Origin of the sequence: Pseudomonas sp. CYM-20-01, from assembly GCF_023169845.1 — a bacterium.
GTDB classification, from domain to species: domain Bacteria; phylum Pseudomonadota; class Gammaproteobacteria; order Pseudomonadales; family Pseudomonadaceae; genus Aquipseudomonas; species Aquipseudomonas azotoformans.
This window is the reverse complement of the sequence record NZ_AP025169.1, coordinates 3,645,645-3,669,458: the sequence shown is the minus strand read 5'-3', so window position 1 is coordinate 3,669,458 and position 23,814 is coordinate 3,645,645. Positions and strand designations below refer to the sequence as shown.

General features: G+C 61.7%; 21 protein-coding genes. 17 read left to right on the top strand and 4 right to left on the bottom strand.

Annotated elements, in window-relative coordinates:
* Nucleotides 1-26 precede the first annotated feature (26 nt).
* The 4 genes from M2497_RS16385 (at nucleotide 27) to M2497_RS16370 (ending at nucleotide 3,592) form a co-directional block, all read left to right on the top strand.
* Nucleotides 27-1,433: an FAD-binding oxidoreductase gene (locus M2497_RS16385; RefSeq protein WP_248481627.1), complete on the top strand. Its 1,407-nt coding sequence runs from the start codon at nucleotides 27-29 to the stop codon at nucleotides 1,431-1,433.
* Between the two features lie 26 nt (nucleotides 1,434-1,459).
* Entirely contained in the window at nucleotides 1,460-1,801 is a 342-nt protein-coding gene (locus tag M2497_RS16380; protein WP_248481625.1) for a cupin domain-containing protein, read from the top strand.
* A 60-nt stretch (nucleotides 1,802-1,861) separates the two neighbouring features.
* Entirely contained in the window at nucleotides 1,862-2,941 is a 1,080-nt protein-coding gene (locus tag M2497_RS16375) for a polyamine ABC transporter substrate-binding protein (protein WP_248481623.1), read from the top strand.
* A gap of 234 nt (nucleotides 2,942-3,175) precedes the next feature.
* Nucleotides 3,176-3,592 (top strand): hypothetical protein, encoded by a 417-nt coding sequence (locus M2497_RS16370; RefSeq protein WP_248481621.1) that lies wholly within the window; start codon nucleotides 3,176-3,178, stop codon nucleotides 3,590-3,592.
* 77 nt (nucleotides 3,593-3,669) lie between these two features.
* Here the strand turns inward: M2497_RS16370 and M2497_RS16365 are convergent, their stop codons facing one another.
* Entirely contained in the window at nucleotides 3,670-4,455 is a 786-nt protein-coding gene (locus M2497_RS16365) for a helix-turn-helix transcriptional regulator (protein ID WP_248481619.1), read from the bottom strand.
* A 201-nt stretch (nucleotides 4,456-4,656) separates the two neighbouring features.
* Between M2497_RS16365 and M2497_RS16360 the strand changes: the two genes are divergently transcribed.
* The 9 genes from M2497_RS16360 to M2497_RS16320 all read left to right on the top strand — a co-directional run bounded on the left by M2497_RS16360 (nucleotide 4,657) and on the right by M2497_RS16320 (nucleotide 15,662).
* Entirely contained in the window at nucleotides 4,657-6,021 is a 1,365-nt protein-coding gene (locus tag M2497_RS16360) for an APC family permease (protein ID WP_248481617.1), read from the top strand.
* A 9-nt stretch (nucleotides 6,022-6,030) separates the two neighbouring features.
* Nucleotides 6,031-7,137: a P1 family peptidase gene (locus tag M2497_RS16355; protein WP_248481615.1), complete on the top strand. Its 1,107-nt coding sequence runs from the start codon at nucleotides 6,031-6,033 to the stop codon at nucleotides 7,135-7,137.
* 363 nt (nucleotides 7,138-7,500) lie between these two features.
* Nucleotides 7,501-8,934: a serralysin family metalloprotease gene (locus M2497_RS16350; RefSeq protein ID WP_248481613.1), complete on the top strand. Its 1,434-nt coding sequence runs from the start codon at nucleotides 7,501-7,503 to the stop codon at nucleotides 8,932-8,934.
* Nucleotides 8,935-8,983: 49 nt separating this feature from the next.
* Nucleotides 8,984-9,352, top strand: a complete 369-nt coding sequence (locus M2497_RS16345) for an AprI/Inh family metalloprotease inhibitor (protein ID WP_248481611.1) — start codon at nucleotides 8,984-8,986, stop codon at nucleotides 9,350-9,352.
* Between the two features lie 103 nt (nucleotides 9,353-9,455).
* A complete protein-coding gene (locus M2497_RS16340; RefSeq protein ID WP_248481609.1) occupies nucleotides 9,456-11,207 on the top strand; it encodes a type I secretion system permease/ATPase in 1,752 nt (583 codons plus the stop codon).
* Complete coding sequence (locus M2497_RS16335; RefSeq protein ID WP_248481608.1) at nucleotides 11,204-12,517, top strand: HlyD family type I secretion periplasmic adaptor subunit; 1,314 nt, start codon at nucleotides 11,204-11,206, stop codon at nucleotides 12,515-12,517. Before M2497_RS16340 ends, M2497_RS16335 begins: the two co-directional genes overlap by 4 nt.
* A gap of 2 nt (nucleotides 12,518-12,519) precedes the next feature.
* Complete coding sequence (locus tag M2497_RS16330; RefSeq protein WP_248481605.1) at nucleotides 12,520-13,866, top strand: TolC family outer membrane protein; 1,347 nt, start codon at nucleotides 12,520-12,522, stop codon at nucleotides 13,864-13,866.
* Between the two features lie 16 nt (nucleotides 13,867-13,882).
* Nucleotides 13,883-15,313 (top strand): lipase, encoded by a 1,431-nt coding sequence (locus M2497_RS16325; protein WP_248481603.1) that lies wholly within the window; start codon nucleotides 13,883-13,885, stop codon nucleotides 15,311-15,313.
* Nucleotides 15,314-15,497: 184 nt separating this feature from the next.
* A complete protein-coding gene (locus M2497_RS16320) occupies nucleotides 15,498-15,662 on the top strand; it encodes a hypothetical protein (RefSeq protein ID WP_165447925.1) in 165 nt (54 codons plus the stop codon).
* A 47-nt stretch (nucleotides 15,663-15,709) separates the two neighbouring features.
* On the opposite strand, the gene M2497_RS16315 is transcribed toward M2497_RS16320, so the two are convergent.
* On the bottom strand, nucleotides 15,710-15,934 hold the full coding sequence (locus M2497_RS16315; protein ID WP_071488353.1) for a YgdI/YgdR family lipoprotein: 225 nt from the start codon (nucleotides 15,932-15,934) through the stop codon (nucleotides 15,710-15,712).
* 186 nt (nucleotides 15,935-16,120) lie between these two features.
* Here M2497_RS16315 and M2497_RS16310 point away from each other — a divergent pair, with 186 nt between their 5' ends.
* From M2497_RS16310 to M2497_RS16300, 3 genes are all read left to right on the top strand, one after another.
* Nucleotides 16,121-17,767 carry a VRR-NUC domain-containing protein gene (locus tag M2497_RS16310; protein ID WP_248481600.1) on the top strand — a complete coding sequence of 549 codons (1,647 nt, stop codon included), beginning with the start codon at nucleotides 16,121-16,123 and terminating at the stop codon, nucleotides 17,765-17,767.
* Nucleotides 17,764-20,019, top strand: a complete 2,256-nt coding sequence (locus tag M2497_RS16305) for an ATP-dependent DNA helicase (RefSeq protein ID WP_248481598.1) — start codon at nucleotides 17,764-17,766, stop codon at nucleotides 20,017-20,019. The genes M2497_RS16310 and M2497_RS16305 overlap by 4 nt, the downstream gene beginning before the upstream one ends.
* Before the next feature lie 80 nt (nucleotides 20,020-20,099).
* Nucleotides 20,100-21,032 (top strand): alpha/beta hydrolase, encoded by a 933-nt coding sequence (locus M2497_RS16300; RefSeq protein WP_248481596.1) that lies wholly within the window; start codon nucleotides 20,100-20,102, stop codon nucleotides 21,030-21,032.
* On the opposite strand, the gene M2497_RS16295 is transcribed toward M2497_RS16300, so the two are convergent.
* Both M2497_RS16295 and M2497_RS16290 read right to left on the bottom strand, forming a co-directional pair.
* A complete protein-coding gene (locus tag M2497_RS16295) occupies nucleotides 20,995-22,461 on the bottom strand; it encodes a HAMP domain-containing sensor histidine kinase (RefSeq protein ID WP_248481594.1) in 1,467 nt (488 codons plus the stop codon). The two genes, M2497_RS16300 and M2497_RS16295, sit on opposite strands and share 38 nt — an antisense overlap.
* The gene (locus M2497_RS16290; RefSeq protein ID WP_071488349.1) at nucleotides 22,458-23,168 is read right to left on the bottom strand and encodes a response regulator transcription factor; all 711 of its coding nucleotides are present in this window, start codon (nucleotides 23,166-23,168) and stop codon (nucleotides 22,458-22,460) included. The genes M2497_RS16295 and M2497_RS16290 overlap by 4 nt, the downstream gene beginning before the upstream one ends.
* 140 nt (nucleotides 23,169-23,308) lie before the next feature.
* Here M2497_RS16290 and msrB point away from each other — a divergent pair, with 140 nt between their 5' ends.
* A complete protein-coding gene (msrB, locus tag M2497_RS16285) occupies nucleotides 23,309-23,809 on the top strand; it encodes a peptide-methionine (R)-S-oxide reductase MsrB (RefSeq protein WP_248481592.1) in 501 nt (166 codons plus the stop codon).
* The last annotated feature ends 5 nt before the right edge of the window (nucleotides 23,810-23,814 follow it).

The following is a 23,814-nucleotide window of genomic DNA, read 5'->3' as shown; positions in this document are numbered from 1 at the left end:
ATCGAAACGAGGTAGGGGAACCTGGCATGCCGGCATGGCGCAACATCAGTTTATGGATGGACCAGTTGGACGACCCGCTGCAGGCGCGGCCGACGCTGGAGCATGACCTGGACGTCAACGTGGCCATTATCGGCGCCGGTTACACCGGGCTGTGGACCGCGTACTACCTGAAACGCCAGGCTCCTGAGCTGAAAATCGCCATCATCGAAGCGCAAACGGCCGGTTTCGGTGCATCTGGCCGTAATGGCGGCTGGCTGATGGGTAATCTGCTGGGTGAGGACCGCTTGCTCGCCGGCCTGAATCCCGAACAACGTCGCGCTTCGTTTGACCTGCTGCACGCCATCCCCGATGAAGTGGCCCAGGTGCTGGCACGTGAAGGCATCGACTGCGACTACCGCAAGGGCGGCGCCTTGTACTGTGCCGCGCGCTACCCCGAGCAGGAAGGCAGCCTGCGCCGCTATTTGGACAAACTCTACGCCCAAGGCCTGACCGAAGACGACTACCGCTGGCTCGCCCCGCAGCAGTTGGCCGAGCAAATCCGCATCGCCAAGCCCTATGGCGGCATTTACGCGCCCCATGTCGCAACCATCAACCCGGCCAAGCTGGTGCGTGGCCTGGCGCGGGTGGTCGAGAGCATGGGCGTGATGATCTACGAAAACAGCCCGGTCACCCACTGGCAATCCGGCAGCCTGCGTACCGCAAAGGCCGGTGTGCGGGCGGCCTGGGTGGTGCCGGCGGTGGAGGGCTATGCCACCACCTTGCCGCCGCTGGGTCGCTACCAACTGCCGGTGCAAAGCCTGATCGTCGCCACCGAGCCGTTACCCGCCAGCACCTGGGATGAGATCGGCCTGAGCCATGGCCAGGCCTTTGGTGAAAGCAGTCGCCAGGTCACCTACGGTCAGCGTTCGGCGGATAACCGCCTGGTATTCGGCGCGCGCGGCGGTTACCAATTCGCCGGGAAGCTACGCCACGACTTCGATTTGACCGACAGCGAAGTGGAGCTGCGTCGCTATCTGTTCGGCGAGCTGTTCCCACAGCTCAAGAACGTCAGGATTACCCATTCCTGGGGCGGCAACCTGGGCATGTCGCGCAATTTCCGTCCGCACATGCTCTGCGACCACAAGACCGGCATCGCGCTGTCCGGCGGTTACGGCGGGGAGGGCGTTGGCGCGACCAACCTGGGCGGCCGCACCCTGGCCGACCTGATCCTGGGCCGCGACACGTTGTTGACCCATCAGCCCTGGGTCATCCGCGAACGCGGCCTGGACGCGCTCAAACCCTGGGAACCCGAACCCTGCCGCTGGCTGGGCTACAACGCGATCATTCGCAGTTTCGTCCATGAAGACCAGGTACTGGCCAACCCCAATACCGCCCCTTGGCGCCGCAAACTGGCGGCCGGTGTGGCCGGGTTCATGGAAGGTTTCATGCACTAAGTCGTTTCATTCACACGGGAAAACCCATGAGCATCACTCAGTTCAAAGACACGCTGAACGCCCACCTGCCGGACTCGTCGCCCGTCGCCGTGCCCTTGGGTGAGCCCATTGCCATTGCGTCGACCCTGAGCGTCGAGCGCAACGACGGCGTCGAGACCGGCATCTGGGAGTGCACCCCAGGCCGTTGGCGTCGGCAGATCAAATCCCAGGAGTTCTGCCACTTTATCCAGGGCCGCTGCACCTTTACCCCGGACAACGGTGAAGTCGTCCACATACAAGCCGGTGATGCACTGATGTTGCCGGCCAACAGCACCGGCATCTGGGATATCCAGGAGACCGTGCGCAAGACCTATGTATTGATCCTGTAACGCTTTGATCCTTGATCGCCTGCCATAAAAACAGCCCTAAAACCGCCAGGAAATCGAACCATGAAAGCCATTGCCCTGTTGCCCTTGATGTTGGTGGCCTCTGTCAGCCAGGCCACCGAGACGGTAAAAATCTACAACTGGTCGGACTACATCGCGCCGGATACCACCAAGAACTTCCAGAAAGAAACCGGCATCGGTTTCACCTACGACGTGTACGACAGCAATGAAACCCTCGACGGCAAGTTGATGACCGGTAAATCCGGCTACGACGTGGTGTTCCCGTCCAACCATTTCATGGCCCGGCAGATCCAGGGCGGGGCATTGAAGAAGCTCGACAAGAGCCAGTTGCCCAATTGGAAGAACCTCAACCCGGTACTGCTCAAGGCCCTGGAAAACAACGACCCGGGCAATGCCCATGGTTTCCCGTACCTGTGGGGCAGCACCGGCATCGGCTACAACATCGACAAGGTCAAGGCCGTGCTGGGTGACAACGCGCCGGTGGATTCCTGGGACCTGATCTTCAAGCCGGAAAACATGGCCAAGCTGCAGAAATGCGGGGTGGCGATCCTCGACAACGGCCCGGAACTGCTGCCGGCCGCGCTCAACTACCTGGGCTTGCCGCACCACAGCAAGAAACCCGAGGACTACAAGAAGGCTGAAGACCTGCTGATGAAAGTGCGACCTTACGTGGCGTACTTCCACTCCTCGAAATACACCGCCGACCTGGCCAACGGTGATATCTGCGTGGCTGTTGGCTTCTCCGGCGACATCCTGCAAGCCGAAAGCCGCGCCAAAGAGGCCAAGAACGGCGTGAACATCGGCTACAACATCCCCAAGGAAGGCGCCGCCATCTGGTTCGACATGGTCGCCATGCCCGCCGATGCACCGGATGAAAAAGCCGGCTACGCGTTCATGAACTACCTGCTGCGTCCGGACGTGATGGCCAGCATCACCAACTACGTGCACTACGCCAATGGCAACCAGGCCGCCGACAGCCTGGTGGACCCGGCGATCAAGGCCGATACCAAGGTGTACCCAAGCCCTGCAATGATGGGCAAATTGTTTGCGCTGGAAGCGATGCCACTGAATATCGACCGTGTGCGTACGCGGGTGTGGAACACCGTCCGTACCGGCCGCTGAAATTCCGTGGTGAGCGGGCTTGTCCCGCGCTGGGCTGCGAAGCGGCCCTAATTCCAGCACCCGGTAGGTGTGGCAGGCCGCCTATGGACCCGTCCTTCACTGCAGGCGCGGTCCATAGAGTTTCTAGCGATTAAAACCGATTTCCTAGACTGTCATTTCTGACAGGTTTTATGTTTGGACAAATGACTTAAGCTCCTGATGCCTACTAGTCATCAAATGGAAAAAGGAGTTTTTATGCCAAACGTCCCTGATATCGTCCTGCCGAAAATCTACCCGTTCGGTAGCATGGTGGGTGCGGTAACCACTGGCGGTGTGCCGAGTATTTTCATAGCGACATCGGTCTATCGCGACGAACAAGGTGGAAATATTCGATTTATTGGCCGAATGGAAGGTTCAGATCCGCTAGCGCCAGCAATCATCCAAGTCGAGATTAAGGATCGTGACACGCCAAGCGGTACTTACACATTAGCGGACAAAGTCTTGAGGGTTATTTACGTCCCGCATGGCTCGACTGCGGGCCGCCTTGCAGTCAGTGCCGAGGTGCTGTTTATTCGCTCCGGTCCGATTGACTGGATTCGAGGACGTGTGGAGGCTGAAACCCCGCAGGGTGATGTGATAGACGTTGTGTACTCTATCTTCGGAATGGGTTGAAAGGCTTGAAACCGACAGGGCGGTTTTCTGAAGTCGACTTCAGATCGCCGCTCTTTACCGGGTAGTGATATCCGCATTCACGGATTCTCCAGATCATGCCCCAACGACTGGATAAACAACGAAAACAGCTCCGGCTGTGACGAGATATCCAGCTTGGCGTACAAGTGTCGACGGTGCACCTTCACCGTGTCCGGCGAGATGTTCAGGCGTTCGGCCATGGCCTTGGACGAGAACCCGCGCAGCACCAGGCGGGCGATCTCCAGTTCGCGATCCGAGAGCACACCACAGCCGAATTGGCTCAGCGCATCCCGGATCTGGCTGTCCATCGCCGGCGCACGCTGGGTACTTTGCTGCCAGTGTTGCTGCATCAGCGGCAACACCCAGGCTGCCACCGTGGCCATCAACCCGGTCTCCTCAAAACTGAAGCGCCGCTGCATGCCCAGCGACAGCGACAGCGTGCCCGCGCCCGGCAGTTGCAGGATGAATTGCACCTCGTCTTCCAGCACGTTGTCGTGGAAGTAATTGAGGAAGTACTCACTCTGGCGAAAATGATCCGGCGCCACTTCCTCCAGGCGGTACACCCCGCTGGCATACCCCTCGCGACAGGCCTGGAAGAACGGGTCGAGCAAATACAAGCCGTTGAGGTACACCAGCATCGACGCCGGCTTGCTGCTGGGCTGGGCGTCGTATTCTTCCAGGGCCTGGGGTGGCCCTTCCAAGGGGTAGAAGATCGCCAGGGCGTTATCGAAGGGCAGGCATTGGTGCAGCAACAGCACCAACTGCTTCCAGAAACGCTCGGTGCCGATGTGCTCAACGGTGCGGCCCAGGCCGGCGTGCATCCCAACCTCGCGAAACAGGCTCATGTGACAGGCTCCCGCCGGCAAAAAGATCGGCCAAGGGTTCGGCTTTTGCCGGGTGGCGTCAAGGGGAGTACGCCAATAGGGGAATTGGCCGACATGCCCTCACGTATTAACGTCCGCATCATTCAGCGGGAAACATATCCCGTGACTTATCAGATTTTTCGTTTCTGCCTCATACCAAGAACAACGACAGAGGATAACGATATGAGCATTTCCCCCACGCCCGACGGCGTGTTGAAACCCACCTTGAGTGTGTTCGATGTGGTCGCCATCACCGTATCAGCGGTGACGCCGGCCAGTTCCGTGTTTGTGATCGCACCGTTTGCCATCCAGCAGGCCGGCAGCGGAGTGTTCCTGGCGTTCGTGATGGCCGGTCTGCTCGCGCTGATGTTTGCGTTTTGCTACGCCGAACTGGGCCGTGCTCACAACAGCGCCGGTGGCGAATATGTATACGCCAAGCGCGTGTTCGGCGGCATGGCGGGCTACGCGACATTCCTGACCGTGCTGGTGATGTTGCTGTTTATCCCGCCGGTACTGGCTACGGGCGCGGCAACGTATCTGAATAACGCCCTGGGCACGAAGTTTGATTCGCAGACGGTGGCCCTGGTGATCGTGGTGTGCAGCTACGCCCTGGGCATCCTCAATATCAAGCTCAATGCCTGGATCACCGGCACCTGCCTGTTGCTGGAAGTCGCAGCGCTGCTGGTGATCGTGGTGATCGGCTTCGGCAACCCGGTGCAACCGGCCAGCGTGCTGTTCCAGCCGCAGATCGTCGAAAACGGCGTGTTGCACCTGGCGCCCTGGGCCCTGGTGATCGGCGCGGTGGGCATCGGCCTGTTTTCCTACAACGGCTACGGCCCGGCGGTGTTGCTCGCCGAAGACATGAAATGCGGCGGCAAAGGCGTGCACAAGGCGGTGTTGTGGTCGCTGGGGTTGGTGGTGATCATCGAGTTGGTGCCGATCACTGCCCTGTTGATCGGCGCGCCGTCCCTGAGCGCGATGATCAGCAGCCCGGACCCCATCGGCTACCTGCTGACCAGCCATGGCAATGAAACCCTGTCGCGCCTGGTCAGCGCCGGGATCTTCCTGTCGGTGTTCAACGCCATTGTCGCCATCGTGATCCAGATCGGCCGCGTGGTGTTCAGCAGCGGGCGCGATGCGCTGTGGACGCCGGGCATCAACAAGCTGTTCACGCGCATTCACCCGCGCTGGGATTCGCCGTGGTTGGCTACGCTGTTCCTGGCGATCCCATCGGCGCTGCTGAGTTTCAGCTCCAACCTGGCCGACCTGACGTCGTTCAGCGTATTGCTGATCATGCTGGTGTACCTGGTGGTGGCGTTGAGCGCGTTGATGAGCCGGGTGCTGCTGCGTGATCGCGAGCATCCCTATCGCATGCCGCTGTGGCCGTTGCCGGCGTTGGTGGCGGTGCTGGGCGCGGGCTATTTGTTAATGACTTTGATCGTGGCGGCCTCGGTCCGCGACATCCTGATCATCCTCGGCCTGCTGGCCCTGTCGGTGATCCTGTATTGCATCAGTGGCCGGTTGAGTCCGGTCTTCCAGAAATTGTAAGGAGTAGTTATGCGCGCACGTCAATTGGGCATCACGTTGGGGCTGGGCACGCCCGGTGAGTGGAACGCCATCACTGATGTGCCGGGGGTACGGGTCGGGCACAGCACGCTCAAGACCCGTATCGATGGCAAGCAGGTGCGCACCGGCGTCAGCGTGATCCAGCCGCGCGCGGGGGAGGCTCGCCTGCAACCGTGCTTTGCCGGGTACCACGTGCTCAATGGCAACGGTGACGCCACCGGCCTGGAATGGGTCAGCGAAGCGGGGCTGCTGACCACGCCGCTGGCCATCACCAACACCCACAGCATCGGCATCGTGCGCGACAGCCTGATCGCCCTGGAACGCGAACGCCTGGCGGACCCGGCGGTGTATTGGTGCATGCCGGTGGTGATGGAAACCTATGACGGCCTGCTCAACGATATCTGGGGCCAGCACGTGGGGCCCGAGCATGTGCGCGAAGCGGTGGGCAACGCCGAAACCGGCCCGGTGCAGGAGGGCGCGGTCGGCGGAGGCACCGGCATGATCTGCCACGAGTTCAAGGGCGGCATCGGTACATCCTCGCGGCGCCTGCCGGCGGAGCAGGGCGGCTGGACCGTTGGCGTGCTGGTGCAGGCCAACCACGGCAAGCGCCAGGAACTGCGGGTGGACGGCTACCCGGTGGGGCGCCGCCTGATGGACATTGCGTCGCCGTTCGCAGAGCAAGGTACGCCGGGCATGGGTTCGATTGTGGTGATCATCGCCACGGACGCGCCGTTGCTGCCGCACCAGTGCCAGCGCCTGGCACAACGTGCATCCATCGGCATCGCCCGCACCGGCGGCGGCACCGAGGACTCCAGCGGCGATCTGTTCCTGGCGTTTGCCACGGGTAACCAGGATTTGCCGCCGGCGGATTACGGGCGCAAGGGCCTGCCGTTCAGCAGTGCATTGCAGATGGTCAACAACGACCATATTTCGCCGCTGTTCAGCGCGGCGGCGGAGGCCGTTGAGGAGGCAATCATCAATGCGATGCTGGCCGGGGAGGACATGCTCACCGATCAAGGTGCGCGCGTGCCGGGCCTGGACGCCGACACGCTGTTGGCGGCATTGCACAACACCGGCTGGAGTGTGTCCCGGAAATAGGGGACACACTAACTTATTACTATAAATAGTGGCTGTTTAATGTTGCCAATGGCACCGTGGCAATATATTGGATCCATTAATAGCGAATGCCGCTCAACTTGAGCGGCATTAGTGCTATTTAATATTTAAATACCGTTGCGGTGTTTTTTGTCGGACAACAGCGGTACTCCCCAATAAACAGGGAGCGGAACTTACACGGAGTGTTTGCCTGGGGTTTTTTAGTGCTGGAAAAGATGTAGACGAAAGATTTCAAGTTGTGTCAGTTTTCTTACGCCTTCAAAAGAGGCGAGTGATAGGACGATCTCGCCCGCGGGGTTCCTATCGATCAAAGACTGATGCACTTGCAAACAAGGAAGTACGTTTATGTCAAAAGTAAAAGACAAGGCTATCGTGTCGGCGGCGCAAGCCAGCACCGCTTACTCGCAAATCGATACCTTCAGCCATCTGTATGACCGTGGCGGCAACCTCACGATCAATGGCAAACCCTCCTATACCGTTGACCAGGCGGCCACCCAGCTGCTGCGCGACGGCGCCGCGTACCGGGACTTTGACGGCAACGGCAAGATCGACCTGACCTACACCTTCCTGACCTCGGCCTCCTCGAGCACCATGAACAAACATGGCATCGCAGGCTTCAGCCAGTTCAATGCCCAGCAGAAAGCACAGGCCGTACTGGCCATGCAATCCTGGGCGGACGTGGCCAACGTCACCTTCACCGAGAAAGCCACCGGCGGTGATGGCCACATGACCTTCGGCAACTACAGCAGCGGCCAGGACGGCGCGGCAGCCTTCGCCTACCTGCCCGGCACTGGCGCAGGCTACGACGGCACCTCGTGGTACTTGACCAACAACAGCTACACGCCGAACAAGACCCCGGACCTGAACAACTACGGCCGGCAGACCCTTACTCACGAAATCGGCCACACCCTGGGCCTGGCCCACCCCGGCGACTACAACGCCGGGAACGGCAACCCGACCTACAACGACGCGACCTATGGACAGGACACGCGCGGCTACAGCCTGATGAGCTACTGGAGCGAGAGCAACACCAACCAGAACTTCAGCAAGGGTGGGGTCGAGGCGTACGCGTCTGCTCCACTGATCGACGACATCGCGGCGATCCAGAAGCTTTACGGCGCCAACTACAACACCCGTGCCGGCGACACCACCTACGGCTTCAACTCCAACACCGGGCGTGACTTCTACAGCGCCACCTCCAATGCCGACAAGCTGGTGTTCTCGGTGTGGGACGGCGGTGGCAACGACACCCTGGACTTCTCCGGTTTTACCCAAAACCAGAAGATCAACCTCAATGAAGCCTCGTTCTCCGACGTGGGCGGCCTGGTGGGCAACGTGTCCATCGCCAAGGGCGTGACCGTCGAGAACGCCTTCGGTGGCGCCGGCAACGATTTGATCATCGGCAATAACGCGGCCAACGTGATCAAGGGCGGTGCCGGCAACGACATCATCTACGGCGGCGGCGGGGCAGACCAGCTGTGGGGCGGCGCGGGCAACGACACCTTTGTGTTCGGTGCCAGCTCCGATTCCAAGCCGGGCGCGGCGGACAAGATCTTTGACTTTACCTCCGGTTCCGACAAGATCGACCTGTCTGGTATCACCAAGGGCGCAGGCCTGACCTTCGTCAATGCCTTTACCGGGCATGCCGGCGATGCGGTCCTCACCTACGCCGCAGGTACCAACCTGGGCACTCTGGCAGTGGACTTCTCCGGGCACGGCGTGGCGGACTTCCTCGTCACCACCGTCGGCCAGGCTGCGGTCAGCGACATCGTGGCGTGATGCACGGGCGCGGCGCTTCGGCGCCGCGCCTTACGGATGGAGCATGAAGATGCGGCGTATGTTTAATCTGATCGCCTGCGTGCTGCAGGTGATGTTCGTGTCGGCAGGAGCCCACGCAATGGCAAGCAGTCTCGTATTACCTACCTCCGCCCAGTTGGCCGGGCATTGGCAGTTGCACCAGCAGGACCAGGTCTGCGCGCTGGACTTGCTGGAACAGGCCAATGCCTTGGGCGGCGATGTGGCGTGTGTCGCCAACTGGTTGGGCGACAAGCCCCTGACCTGGACGCCAACGCCGGATGGTATCTGGCTGATGAATGCCGAAGGCAGTGGCATTACTCACCTCAACCGGCAGAAAGAAGGTGAATATAAAGGCCGCACGCCGACGGGCCTCGAAGTTGTACTGCAACGCGCACCTTAGTTGCCGTTATAAGTAAATAACTTGATTTCATTAGTTGACCGCTCCGTTAGCCGGGGCTGGGGCAACTATTGCGCGCAATTGGGTTCAGGGAAGATCAGAAGCTATGGCGAAGTCCCATGCCGTCGCGCCGTTATTCAAGGCGCTGGGTGAGTACAAGAGTATTTTGATCAGCATTGGCTGTTTCACGGCATTGATTAACCTGCTGATGCTGGTGCCGTCGATTTATATGCTGCAAGTGTATGACCGCGTGCTGTCCTCCCAGAATGAAACCACCCTGGTGATGCTGACGCTGATGGTCGTGGGCTTCTTTGCCTTTATCGGCCTGCTGGAGGTGATCCGCAGTTTTATCGTGATCCGCATCGGCAGCCAACTGGAGCGGCGTTTCAACTTGCGCGTGTACAAGGCGGCGTTTGAACGCAACCTGCAACGCGGCCAGGGGCACGCCGGGCAATCCCTGGGGGATTTGACCCATATCCGCCAATTCATCACGGGGCCGGCGCTGTTCGCATTTTTTGATGCGCCGTGGTTTCCCATCTACCTGTTTGTGATTTTTTTGTTCAACGTCTGGTTGGGTGTGCTTGCTACGGTCGGCGCCGTGCTGCTGATCGGCCTGGCATGCCTGAATGAATACCTGACCAAAAAGCCGTTGGGCGAAGCCAGCGGCTACTCCCAGCAATCCACGCAACTGGCCACCAGCCACTTGCACAATGCCGAGACCATCCAGGCCATGGGCATGCTCGGCGCACTGCGCACCCGCTGGTTCGCGCTGCATTCTCAGTTTCTCGGCTTGCAGAACAAGGCCAGTGACACCGGTTCGGTGATCACCTCCCTGAGCAAATCCCTGCGCCTGTGCCTGCAATCATTGGTGCTCGGCCTGGGGGCCTTGCTGGTGATCAAGGGCGATATGACTGCCGGGATGATGATCGCCGGCTCCATCCTGATGGGCCGGGTGCTCAGCCCCATCGACCAGTTGATTGCGGTGTGGAAGCAATGGAGTGCGGCCAAGCTGGCCTATCAGCGCCTGGACGACTTGTTGCGCGAGTTTCCCCCGGAGGTCGAGCAGATGAAGCTGCCGGCGCCCAAGGGCCAGGTCAGCTTTGAACAGGTCAGCGCCGGCCCGCCCGGACGGCGTATGGCGACCTTGCATCAGGTCAGCTTCAACCTCGGCGCCGGCGAAGTGCTCGGTGTGCTCGGGGCATCGGGCTCCGGCAAATCCACCCTGGCCCGGGTGCTGGTGGGCGTATGGCCGACACTCGCTGGCACGGTGCGCCTGGATGGCGCCGACATCCATCGCTGGGACCGCGACGACCTCGGCCCGCACATCGGCTACCTGCCCCAGGACATCGAGCTGTTCAGCGGTAGCATCGCTGACAACATCGCACGCTTTCGCGAAGCCGACCCCGAGCAGGTGGTGCGTGCCGCGCAGCAGGCCGGTGTGCATGAACTGATCCTGCGTTTACCCCAGGGCTACGACACGGTGCTTGGGGACAACGGCGGCGGCCTGTCCGGCGGCCAGAAGCAACGGGTGGCCCTGGCCCGCGCCCTGTACGGCGGGCCGCGCCTGATCGTGCTGGATGAGCCCAACTCCAACCTCGACACCGTGGGCGAAGCCGCCCTGGCCAGCGCCATCGTGCAGATGAAAGCCCAGGGCAGCAGCGTGGTGCTGGTGACCCATCGTTCGTCGGCGCTGGCCCAGGCCGACAAGTTGCTGGTGCTCAGCGACGGTCATTTGCAAGCGTTCGGGCCGAGCCAGGAGGTGCTGCGCGCATTGTCGGGCCAGCCGGAAACGCCCAAGGACAAACCGGGCGTGAGTTTCAGTCGTCAGTACCAGGCCACAAGGAATCCAGGCGCATGAGCAGCATCACGGTTGAACCACGCTTCAAAGAGCACGACGCCAGGTTTTTCGCGCGCATGGGGTGGTTGCTGACCGTGGTCGGCGCCGGCGGGTTTTTCCTGTGGGCCAGCCTCGCGCCCTTGGACCAGGGCATCCCGGTACAGGGTACGGTGGTGGTGTCGGGCAAGCGCAAGGCCGTACAAACCCTCAGCCCGGGCGTCGTCAGCCGGATTCTGGTAAAGGAGGGCGAGCATGTGAAACAAGGCCAGGCGCTGTTCCGTCTCGACCAGACCCAGCACCAGGCCGACGTGCAATCCCTGCAAGCCCAGTACCGCATGGCCTGGGCCAGCGTGGCGCGCTGGCAGAGCGAGCGCGACAACCTCGCCAGCATCGCATTTCCCACCGAACTCAGTGCCGCTCCCGACCCCGCCCTGGCGTTGGTGCTGGAAGGCCAGCGCCAATTGTTCAGCAGCCGTCGCGAAGCCTTTGCCCGCGAGCAGGCCGGCATTCGCGCCAATATCGAGGGCGCGACCGCACAACTGGGCGGTATGCGCCGTGCGCGCACTGACCTGACCGCCCAGGCGCAATCCCTGCGTGACCAACTGAGCAACCTGCAACCCCTGGCCGACAACGGCTACATCCCGCGCAACCGGCTGATGGAGTACCAGCGGCAGTTGTCCCAGGTGCAACAAGACTTGGCGCAGAACACTGGCGAAAGTGGCCGTGTGGAACAGGGCATTCTCGAATCGCGCCTCAAGCTGCAACAACACAGTGAGGAATATCAAAAAGAGGTACGCAGCCAGCTGGCCGATGCGCAACTGCGCAGCCTGACCCTGGAACAGCAACTCACTTCGGCCGGGTTCGACCTGCAACACAGCGAAATCAACGCCCCGGCGGATGGCATCGCGGTCAATCTCAGCGTGCACACCGAAGGGGCCGTGGTCCGCGCCGGTGAAACCCTGCTGGAAATCGTGCCCCAGGGCACGCGCCTGGAAGTGGAAGGGCACCTGCCGGTGCACCTGGTGGACAAGGTTGGCACGCATCTGCCGGTGGACATCCTGTTCACCGCCTTCAACCAAAGCCGTACGCCCCGGGTGCCGGGCGAGGTCAGCCTGATTTCCGCCGACCAGATGCTTGATGAAAAGACCGGCGCGCCTTATTACGTGCTACGCACCACGGTCAGCGAAGCGGCCTTGGAAAAACTCCACGGCCTGGTGATCAAGCCGGGCATGCCCGCCGAGATGTTCGTGCGCACCGGCGAGCGTTCGTTGCTCAATTACCTGTTCAAGCCGCTGCTCGACCGCGCCGGCTCGGCGTTGACCGAGGAATGAACATGAAACCGGTGTTTATGGCCTTGCTGTTCACCTGCGCGAGTGCCCAGGCGGCCATGGGGCCGTTCGATGTGTACGAGCAGGCCCTGCGTAACGATCCGGTGTTTCTCGGCGCGATCAAGGAGCGCGACGCCGGCCTGGAAAACCGCGCCATCGGCCGCGCCGGCCTGCTGCCCAAGCTGTCGTACAACTACAACAAAGGCCGTAACAACTCCCAGGCCACCTTGCCGGACGGGCGCGGTGGCAACTATCACGACGACCGCAACTACAACAGCTACGGCTCCACCTTCAGCCTGCAACAGCCGCTGTTCGACTACGAGGCCTACGCCAATTACCGCAAGGGCGTGGCCCAGGCGTTGTTTGCCGACGAGAGCTTTCGTGACAAGAGCCAGGCGTTGCTGGTGCGGGTGCTGACCTACTACACCCAGGCCTTGTTTGCCCAGGACCAGATCGACATCGCCCGCGCCAAGAAGAAGGCCTTCGAACAACAGTTCCAGCAGAACCGGCATTTGTTCCAGCAAGGCGAGGGCACTCGCACGGATATTCTGGAAGCTGAGTCGCGCTATGAGCTGGCCACCGCTGAAGAAATCCAGGCGCTGGATGAACAGGACGCGTCCTTGCGTGAACTGGGCGCCTTGATCGGCGTACAGAGCGTCGACATCCACGACCTGGCGCCGCTGAACCAGGGCTTCGCCGCGTTCACCCTGACCCCGGCCAACTACGACACCTGGCATGAACTGGCGATCAGCAACAACCCCACGCTGGCCTCCCAGCGCCAGGCCCTGGAAGTGGCGCGTTATGAGGTAGAACGCAACCGCGCCGGGCATCTGCCCAGGGTCACGGCCTATGCCAGTTCGCGTCAACAGGAGTCCGACAGCGGCAACACCTACAACCAGCGCTACGACACCAACACCATCGGCGTCGAAGTCAGCCTGCCGCTGTATGCCGGTGGCGGCATCTCGGCCTCTACCCGCCAGGCCAGCCGCGCCATGGAGCAGGCCGAGTACGAGCTTGAGGGCAAGACCCGCGAAACCCTGATCGAACTGCGCCGCCAGTTCAGCGCCTGCCTGTCGGGGGTGAGCAAATTGCGCGCGTACCAGAAGGCCCTGGTGTCGGCTGAGGCGCTGGTGGTGTCGACCAGGCAAAGCATCCTCGGTGGCGAGCGGGTCAACCTCGACGCATTGAACGCCGAGCAGCAGCTCTACAGCACCCGGCGCGATCTGGCCCAGGCACGGTATGACTACCTGATGGCCTGGACCAAGTTGCATTACTACGCGGGCAATCTGCGCGATACCGATTTGGCCAAAGTGGATGAGGCGTTCGGCCCTGCAAGGGGTGTAAATCAATAATAAGAGGGGTAATACCATGGGTATCTTTGACTACAAAAACCTCGGCACCGAGGGTTCCAAGGCGTTGTTCGCCGATGCGATGGCGATCACGTTGTACAGCTATCACAACCTGGATAACGGCTTTGCCGTGGGGTACCAGCACAATGGCCTGGGGCTGGGCTTGCCGGCAACATTGGTCGGCGCGTTGCTCGGCAGCACCGATTCACAGGGCGTTATCCCCGGCATTCCGTGGAACCCGGATTCGGAAAAAGCCGCCCTGGAAGCAGTGCAAAAGGCCGGTTGGACGCCGCTCAGCGCCAGCGCCCTGGGCTACGGTGGCAAGGTCGATGCCCGTGGCACTTTCTTCGGCGAAAAGGCCGGCTACACCACCGCCCAGGTCGAGGTGCTGGCCAAGTACGACGCCGCCGGCAAGCTGCTGGAAATCGGCATCGGCTTTCGCGGCACCTCCGGTCCACGGGAAACCTTGATCAGCGATTCCATCGGCGACCTGGTCAGCGACTTGCTCGCAGCCCTGGGGCCAAAGGATTACGCGAAGAACTACGCCGGCGAAGCCTTCGGCGGCTTGCTCAAAAATGTCGCCGACTACGCCAGCGCCCATGGCTTGAGCGGCAAGGATGTGGTGGTCAGTGGGCATAGCCTGGGCGGCCTGGCGGTCAACAGCATGGCCGACCTGAGCAACAACCAATGGGCCGGGTTCTACAAGGATGCCAACTACGTGGCCTATGCCTCGCCGACCCAGAGTGCCGGCGACAAGGTGCTCAATATCGGCTACGAAAACGACCCGGTGTTCCGGGCCCTGGATGGCTCGTCCTTCAACCTGTCGTCCCAGGGCGTGCACGACAAACCCCATGAGTCGACCACCGACAACATCGTCAGCTTCAACGACCACTATGCGTCGACGCTGTGGAATGTGATGCCGTTCTCCATCGTCAACCTGCCGACCTGGATCTCGCACCTGCCCACCGGCTATGGCGATGGCATGACGCGTATTCTCGAATCGGGCTTCTACGGGCAGATGACCCGCGATTCCACCGTGATCGTGGCCAACCTGTCCGACCCGGCGCGGGCCAACACCTGGGTGCAGGACCTCAACCGCAATGCCGAACCGCATAAAGGCAATACCTTCATCATCGGCGGCGACGGCAATGACCTGATCCAGGGCGGCAAGGGCGCGGACTTTATCGAGGGCGGCAAGGGTAATGACACGATCCGCGATAACAGTGGGCATAACACCTTTCTGTTCAGCGGCCACTTCGGCAACGATCGGGTGATTGGCTATCAACCCACGGACAAGCTGGTGTTCAAGGATGTGGAAGGCAGCACCGACCTGCGCGACCATGCAAAAGTGGTTGGCGCGGATACGGTGCTCACCTTTGGCGCCGACTCGGTGACCTTGGTCGGCATCGGGCAAGGCGGCCTCTGGGCGGACGGTGTGAGTATCGGGTGAATGATGCTTATGGCGTTCAGCCAGCCAATCCCCCAGGAAGGCCTGGGGTATCGGCTGAATGCAGCGGCGTGGAAAATCCTTCGGTAAATAAATATCTACCTGGTTGTCGCGACGGATCGCTCGGTGTGCCTGCGTTTAACGATCAAGCGAGCCGTTTCGCGTGATGACGTGGGAGGAACCGAGCATGTCCCGATTGCGATTGTTGCTGTGCGCCCTGGTACTGCTGGGGTTGGCTGGGTGTGCGGTGTACCCGGCGTATCCTGGCCCGTGCTGCTATCACCCGTACTACCACTCGTACTATTACCATCCCTACTATCACCCGTACTACCACCCGTATTACCGGTATTAACCGAGCGATAATGCAAAAAAAGCCCCGCACTGCGGGGCTTTTCATTGTTATTTTTCTTTGATAACCGTCGCGACGTCGGCGGCTTTGACTCGGATGCGCTTGCCGGCGATATCGGTAAATTCGTAGAACCCGTCGGCGGTCTTGGCGTTGGGGGTGTCCTTGGTCAAATACTGCGTGCCATTTTGCAGCGTTACTACGGTTTGCGTTGCGCAACCGGCCAGTACCAGAAAAGTGAGTGCAACCAGCGGCAGCCCCAGATTCTTCATGTTCATAACCCTTACCTTGACCTTGAAAAGTCCCGCGCCAGAGGCGGCGGGCGACAAATGTTACGCCATCGATTCTCCCATCTGATCGCTTTTATACAAAAAGTTGCAGGCGCCATTTATCTATTACCGATTGCAACACCGCATTTGGAGCGGCACTCTGTATGCATAACCAGTATTCGATCAGCGCGTGAAATGGCCAATCCCCTCGACGATCCCCTGTATTACCTGCATAACTTCCGCCAAGTGCTGCTCTGGCTGGGGCAGCGCTATGCCGATTTGCTCGACCCGGACGAACAGCGTTTTATTCAGCAATTTGACAGGTTGCCGCAGGCGTCCCAGGCGCTTTTGGTGCGCATGGTGATGCGCAAGGGCGTGCACTTTCGTGCGGGCAAGCTCAATTACCTGGAGATTGGTTGCCCCCACGCCGCTGCCGGGCCGCTGATGGAACTGGGTTGGGTGGACGATCAGTACCTGCTGGCCTTTGAAGAGCTGTTCGCCGTGCTGCAAAAAGGTGAAATCCTGGCCACTTTCAAACCCTGGATCGAGCAGCCCAAAGGCAAGAAAACCGATTGGCTGGAAGGGTTGTCGGCACAATTCACCGACAGCCGCAGCTTTGCCACCTGGTGCCCCGACCTGGCCGACAGGTTGTTCAGCCTCACCGTGATGGAACTCTGCGACCGTCTGCGCCTGATGTTCTTCGGCAACCTGCATCAGGACTGGTCCGAGTTCGTGTTGGCTGACCTGGGCATCTACACCTATGAAAAAGTCCAGTTCTGCGCCGAATCCCGTGGTTTGCGCCACCGTGACGATGTGCAGGGGTATCTGTTCCTGCACCAATGCCAGCAGGCGTACGAGGCCGGTGAGCCGCTGGAGGATGTACTGGCCGGGATTGCCACGCTGGACACCGATAACCCCTGGCTGGAGAAACGCCGCGCCAAGTTGTTGTTTCAGATGGGTCAATATTGCGAGCGCACTGCCGAGCTGGCCCTGGCGGAGCGGATTTACCGGAACTGCGCCTACCCCGGTGCCCGCTCACGGTTGATCCGCGTGCTCGAGCGCCAGGAGGATTACGCCCACGCCATGGCCCTGGCGAACACCGCCCAACAGGCCCCGGAAAGCGCCGCCGAACAGCAGCACTTGCTGCGCGTCATCCCGCGCCTGCGCCGCAAACTCGGCGAGCCGACATTGCCCAAGGTCAAGCCACGACCGGTGACGCGCCTGGACCTGGCGCTCACGCTGCCGGAACCGTTGATGTCGGTGGAGTACTGCGTGCAGGCGCACCTCAGCGAGCCGGATGGGCCGGTGCACTACGTGGAAAACGGCCTGATCAATTCGCTGTTCGGCCTGCTGTGCTGGGAGGTGATTTTTGCGCCGCTGCCGGGTTCGTTCTTCCACCCGTTCCAGCGCGGCCCTGCCGACCTGCACAGCGCGGATTTTCACCAGCGCCGAGCGCCGCTGTTCGCCGCGTGTTTCGAGCAGCTGCAGGACGAGCGCTACAAAACCACTATCCGCCAACGCTACCGCGACAAATGGGGCATCCAGTCGCCCTTCGTGTTCTGGAACCTGCTCAGCGAAGAGCTGCTGGAGCAGGCGCTGGCCTGTTTGCCCGCCGAGCACCTGCGCTACTGGTTCGAGCGGCTGCTGCTGGACATTCGCGCCAACCGCGCCGGCATGCCCGACCTGATCCAGTTCTGGCCCGCGCAAAAGACCTACCGCATGATCGAGGTGAAAGGCCCCGGCGATCGCCTGCAAGACAACCAACTGCGCTGGCTGGAGTTCTGCGGCGAGTACCAGATGCCGGTGACGGTCTGCTATGTGCGCTGGGCAGAGCCCGCTTGAGTTACACCGTGGCGGTGCGGGCGCTGTGCGAATTCACGGCCAAGGTCGGTGACCTCGACCTGCGCTTCACGCCGTCGCCGAGCGCCCAGGAAGGCATTGCCGGCCACCGCACCGTGGCGTCGCGGCGCAGCCAGCACTACCAGAATGAAGTGGCGCTGGAGGGTCAATACCAGCAGCTCACGGTGCGGGGCAGGGCGGATGGCTATGACCCGGACGCCAATCGCCTGGAAGAAGTGAAGACCTATCGTGGTGACCTCGATGCGCAGCCCGCCAACCATCGGCAATTGCACTGGGCTCAGGTCAAGGTGTATGGCTGGTTGATGTGCCAGAAACTCGGGCTCCCGGACATCGACCTGGCGCTGGTGTACTTCGATATCGTCGGTGAGGGCGAGACGCTGCTCAATCAACGCTTCGACGCCAGCGACCTGGAAGCGTTCTTCAACCAGCAATGCGCGCTGTTCCTCGGCTGGGCCGAGCAGGAAATGCGGCACCGTGAAGCGCGCAACGCCGCCGCGCAAACCCTGGCGTTCCCCCATGCGGATTTTCGCCCTGGCCAGCGTTCACTGGCCGAGTCGGTGTACAAGGCGGTCAGCACCGGCCGCTGCCTGATGGCCCAGGCACCGACCGGCATCGGCAAGACCATCGGCACGATTTTCCCGTTGCTCAAGGCCCTGGCGCCCCAGCAACTGGACACGCTGTTCTTCCTCACCGCCAAGACCCCCGGCCGCAAACTCGCCCTGGACGCCGCCCAAGTGTTGTATGCCAGCCGCCCTGGCTTGCCACTGCGCGTGCTGGAACTGGTGGCGCGGGACAAAGCCTGCGAGCACCTGGACAAAGCCTGTCACGGCGAGTCCTGCCCGTTGGCCAAGGGCTTCTACGACCGCTTGCCCGCCGCGCGCATCGCCGCGTCCAGGGTGCGCCTGCTCGATCAGCGCAACCTGCGTGACGTGGCCCTGGCCCATCAGGTCTGTCCGTACTACCTGAGCCAGGAAATGGCGCGCTGGGCCGACCTGGTGGTCGCCGACTACAACTACTACTTTGACTTTGGCGCCATGCTGTTCAGCCTGGCCCAGCTCAACCAATGGCGCGCGGCGGTGCTGGTGGACGAGGCGCACAACCTGGTCGAACGGGCGCGTTCGATGTACAGCGCCAGCCTCGACCAGTACCACCTCAAGACCCTGCGTGACAGCGCCCCGGAGCCGTTGAAGAAACCCTTGCAGCGCCTCAACCGTGAGTGGAACGCGCTGCACAAGGACCAGCTCGCGCCGTACCAGGCCTACGCCGTCCGCCCGGACAAACTGCTGCAGGCCCTGAGCCTGTGCGCCAGCGCCATGGGCGAATACTTCAACGAGCATCCGGAGTCCCTCAGCGGCGACCTGCAAACCTTCTATTTCGACGTGCTGCAATTTGCCAAGGTGGCGGAGCTGTTCAACGAGCACTTCATTTTCGACATCAGCAAGCGCCAGCTCAGCGGCAAACGCAGCAGTTCCACGCTGTGCCTGCGCAATGTGGTGCCCGCCGAATTCATCCGCCCACGATTGACGGCTGCCCGCAGCAGCGTGCTGTTTTCCGCGACCCTGAGCCCCCGGCATTACTACGCCGACCTGCTGGGCCTGCCGGCCGACACCGCATGGGTCGACGTGGAATCACCGTTCAAGGCCGAGCAATTGCAGGTGCGCATCGTCGATGAAATCTCCACGCGCTTCGTGCATCGCCACGCTTCGCTGGAGCCTATCGTCGAGCTGATTGCGCACCAGTACACGCAACAACCGGGCAACTACCTGGCGTTTTTCTCAAGCTTCGATTACCTGCAACAGGTCGCGCAGCTGCTGGCCGAGCGACATCCGCAGATCGTGCTGTGGCAGCAGTCACGCGGCATGGCCGAGGCCGAGCGCCAGGCGTTCCTCGACCAGTTCACCGAGCACAGCCAGGGCATCGGTTTTGCCGTGCTGGGCGGCGCTTTTGGCGAGGGCATCGATCTGCCGGGGGCACGCTTGATCGGTGCGTTCATTGCCACCCTCGGGTTGCCGCAACTGAACCCGGTGAATGAACAGATGAAACTGCGCATGGGTGCGATCTTCGGCGCGGGCTACGACTACACCTACCTGTATCCCGGCCTGCAGAAGGTGGTGCAGGCGGCGGGCCGGGTGATCCGCAGCCAGCAGGACCGGGGCGTGGTGATGCTGATCGATGACCGTTTCGGAGAAGGCCGGGTACGCCAGTTGTTGCCGCGCTGGTGGGCGCTGGCGTGAGTTATTCCTGCTATCAATGATGCTGGCGCCGTGGCCGGCAATCGCGCACGCTGGCAAAAACCTGGAAGAAGGCGATGCCCATGAGCCAGCAGATCATCAGCGTCAACGGTATTGAGTTGAGTGTCCACATTGTCGGCCCTGAGCAGGGCACGCCGATCTGGCTGCTGCACGGTTTCCCGGAGTGCTGGCACTCCTGGCGCGAGCAGATTCCCGCGCTGGCGGCGGCGGGCTATCGGGTATTTGCCCCGCAAATGCGTGGCTACGGCCATTCCAGCGCACCGGCCGAGGTGGCTGATTACGACGTGCTGACGCTATGCGGCGATATCCAGCAGGCCATGGACCACTTTGGTCATTCCCAGGTGGTGATGGTCGGCCACGACTGGGGCGCGGTGGTGGCCTGGCACATGGCGTTGCTCGAACCTGAACGGGTCACGCGCCTGATCACGATGTCGGTGCCGTTCGCCGGGCGAGCGCGGCGGCCGGTGATAGAAATCATGCGTGAGCTGTACGCCGACCGTTTCAACTACATCCTGTATTTCCAGGAACCCGGCGTTGCCGAGCAGGAATTGAACGCCGATATCGAACGCACATTGCGGCTGTTCATGCAGGATCAGGATGTGTTTTTGCAACGCAAACCGGCGAATGCCAGGTTGCTTGAAGGCGTTCCAGCACCCGGCGCGTTGCCACACTGGTGCTCCCAGGCAGACCTCGACGTCTACGTGCAAACCTTCGCCGAGCAGGGGTTTCGCGGCCCGTTGAACTGGTATCGCAACTTCGAACGCAACTGGCAACGCACAGAACACCTGGCGGGCAGGCAGGTGCTGCAACCCACGCTGTTCCTGATTGGCGACCGCGACCCGGTCGGGGTATTCGAGGCGCATACGCTCAAGCGCATGCCAGGCACAGTGCCTCAGCTTGAGCAGCACGTGCTGCCCAACTGCGGCCACTGGATCCAGAACGAGCAGGGGCAACAGGTCAACGCGCTGATGCTCGGGTTTCTAGGCAAAACGTAAAGGTCGCACCTCGGCCGGGGCGGTCCACCAGGCTGATGCTGCGCCCGTGCAGTTGCAGGATGCGGTGCACGATGCGCAGGCCCAACCCCCCGTCGCGCCGGGCGCCACCAATGGTGAATGCGCGCAGGAACAAGCCTTCGCGTAATTCAGCGTCGATGCCAGGCCCGCTGTCGCTGACCGTGACCGCTACCGCGTGTGCTTGAGGCGACAGGATGACCTCGATTTCGCCATTCACCGGTGTGTGCCGCAGGGCATTGTCCAACAGGTTGGTCAGCACCCGTTCGATCAACCCCAGGTCTGCCTGCACCGTCGGCACCTGCGGCGGCAGGCTCGCCGTCAGCGTGATGCCGCGTGCTTCGGCGGTGAGTTCGAATTTCTGGAAGATGTCCTGCACCAGGTCGGGCAATGAAAAACCTTCGATCACTGGCTGCACAAAGCCATGCTCCAGGCGTACCAGTTCCAGCAGCGATTGGGCCAGGCCGCCGACTTTGCGACTCTGGTCCAAAGCAATCCCTAGGTAGCGACGGCGCTCTTCCGGGCTGAGGCTGGCGTCCTTGAGCGAGAGGGTTTCCAGATAGCCATGCAAAGAGGCCAGCGGTGTGCGCAGGTCATGGGAGATATTGGCGACCATTTCCCGGCGTTCCTGGTCCTGATGGGTGATGGCGCGCCATTGTTCGCCCAGGCGGTTCTCCATTTGCATGAAGGCCTGGTCCAGCACCGCAATCTCATCGCCGCTGGTGAGTGGCGGTGCGGTGGTTTCTGCCGGTTTGGGCGCGCCATTGATGTCGAACTGGCCAACCTTGTCGGTGAGTTGACGCAGCGGCCGGGTGATCCAGGCAAATGCAATCAGGCCGGCCATCAGGCAGAGCAGGGCGACCAGGCCGATGGACCACAGGGCAATCTTCAAGGCCATGCCCGTGGCGTCCTTGGCGTCGTACGCATCGTGGGCTTCACCGAGCAGGACCACATACAGGAACCCGGTTTGCTGTCCGCCGGCGGTGAGGGGCGCGGCGCTGAATACCTTGCGCCCATCGACGCTGCGCGGGTCGTCCCCGAGGATCGGCAGCATGAAGCCCGCCAGGAAGCGCCGGATGGGCGCCAGGTCGACCTTGTCACGCAGCAGGTGGCCGCTGGGCGCGGCATTGCCGACCACACGGCCATCGATGTCGAGCAGGTACACCTCGACGCTGGGGTTGACCAGCATCAACTGGCTGAACAGGTTGCGCACGGCGTCGGGCTTGAGGCCATCAGCGTCCATCAGTTGGGTGTCGCGGGCGATATGCGCCGCGAGATCGCGGGACAGGCCTTGCACCACTTCCAGCTCGTGCATGTGGTTGGAACGCACCTGCAGCCACGCCGACGTGCCGCTGCAGATCAACAGCAAAACCGCGAACACCAGCGACAGGCGCTGGGTGAGGGTGAGCTTCATGGCGGGCTCTCGGCAAACTTGTAGCCACGGCCCCACACCGTGAGGATGCGCGCCGGGTTGGCCGGGTCGGCTTCGACCTTGGCCCGCAGGCGGTTGATGTGGGTGTTGACCGTGTGTTCATAGCCTTCGTGGCTGTAGCCCCACACCGCGTTGAGCAAGTCCATGCGCGAGAACACTTTGCCCGGCTGGCGCGCAAAGAAGTACAGCAGGTCGAATTCCCGCGGGGTCAGGTCCAGGCGCTGGCCTTGCAGGGTGGCATCGCGGGTCAGCGGGTTGATGAACAATTGGCCGAGGTCGAGGCTGCCGGCGTCCATCTTCAGGTTGCGCGCCATGGCATCGACCCGGCGCAGTAATGCCTTCACGCGGGCCACCAGTTCCGGCATGGAAAACGGCTTGGCCAGGTAATCATCCGCGCCCAGCTCCAGGCCGAGGATGCGGTGCAGTTCGCTGGAGCGTGCGCTGGTGATGATGATCGGGGTGTAGCGCGTCATGGCACGGGCGCGCCGGCAGATCTCCAGACCGTCGACGCCGGGCAGCATCAGGTCGAGGATCAGCGCATCCCAGCCGCCTTGCTCCAGCAGGCGCAGGCCTTCGTTGCCATCGGCGCTGTGCACCACGTCGAACTGTTCGTCACGCAGGTGCAGGCAGATCAGGTCGGCGATATGGGCATCGTCCTCGACCACCAGGACACGTTTGGGCTGATCCATGTAAGAGAAACCTTCGCTTGTAGTTCGCGCATTGTGCGGCTTTTGCAACAGTGTAGTTATCACGAATTGTTTAACTCTGCGTGAGGATTCCGCGACCGTAAACAGCCCAACATTCCCTCACGTCAAAGAGGGAAAACACCATGTACTCACGCCGACAAATACTCCTGGCCAGTGGCGGCCTGGGTGTCGCCGTCCTGGCGGGCGGCCTGCTCAAGCAACTCAGTATGGTCACCGAAGCCGAAGCCGCCGAAACCTTCGAGGTCAGCCACACCGACGCGCAATGGCACAGCCTGCTCACCGACGAGCAATACGCCATCCTGCGCGAGGAGGGCACCGAACGCCCCTACAGCAGCGCGCTCAACGATGAACACCGCGCCGGCACCTTCGCCTGTGCCGGTTGCGCGCTGCCGCTGTTTGCCTCGACCACCAAGTTCAACAGTCACACCGGCTGGCCGAGTTTCTGGCAGCCACTGGACAACGCGGTGGCCAGCCATACCGATACGTCCTACGGCGTGGTGCGCAAGGAAATCCACTGCCGCCGCTGTGGCGGCCACCAGGGGCACGTGTTCGATGACGGCCCGCCACCCACCGGCCTGCGCTACTGCATGAACGGCGCCGCCATGACGTTCACGGCGGCGTAAGCCGA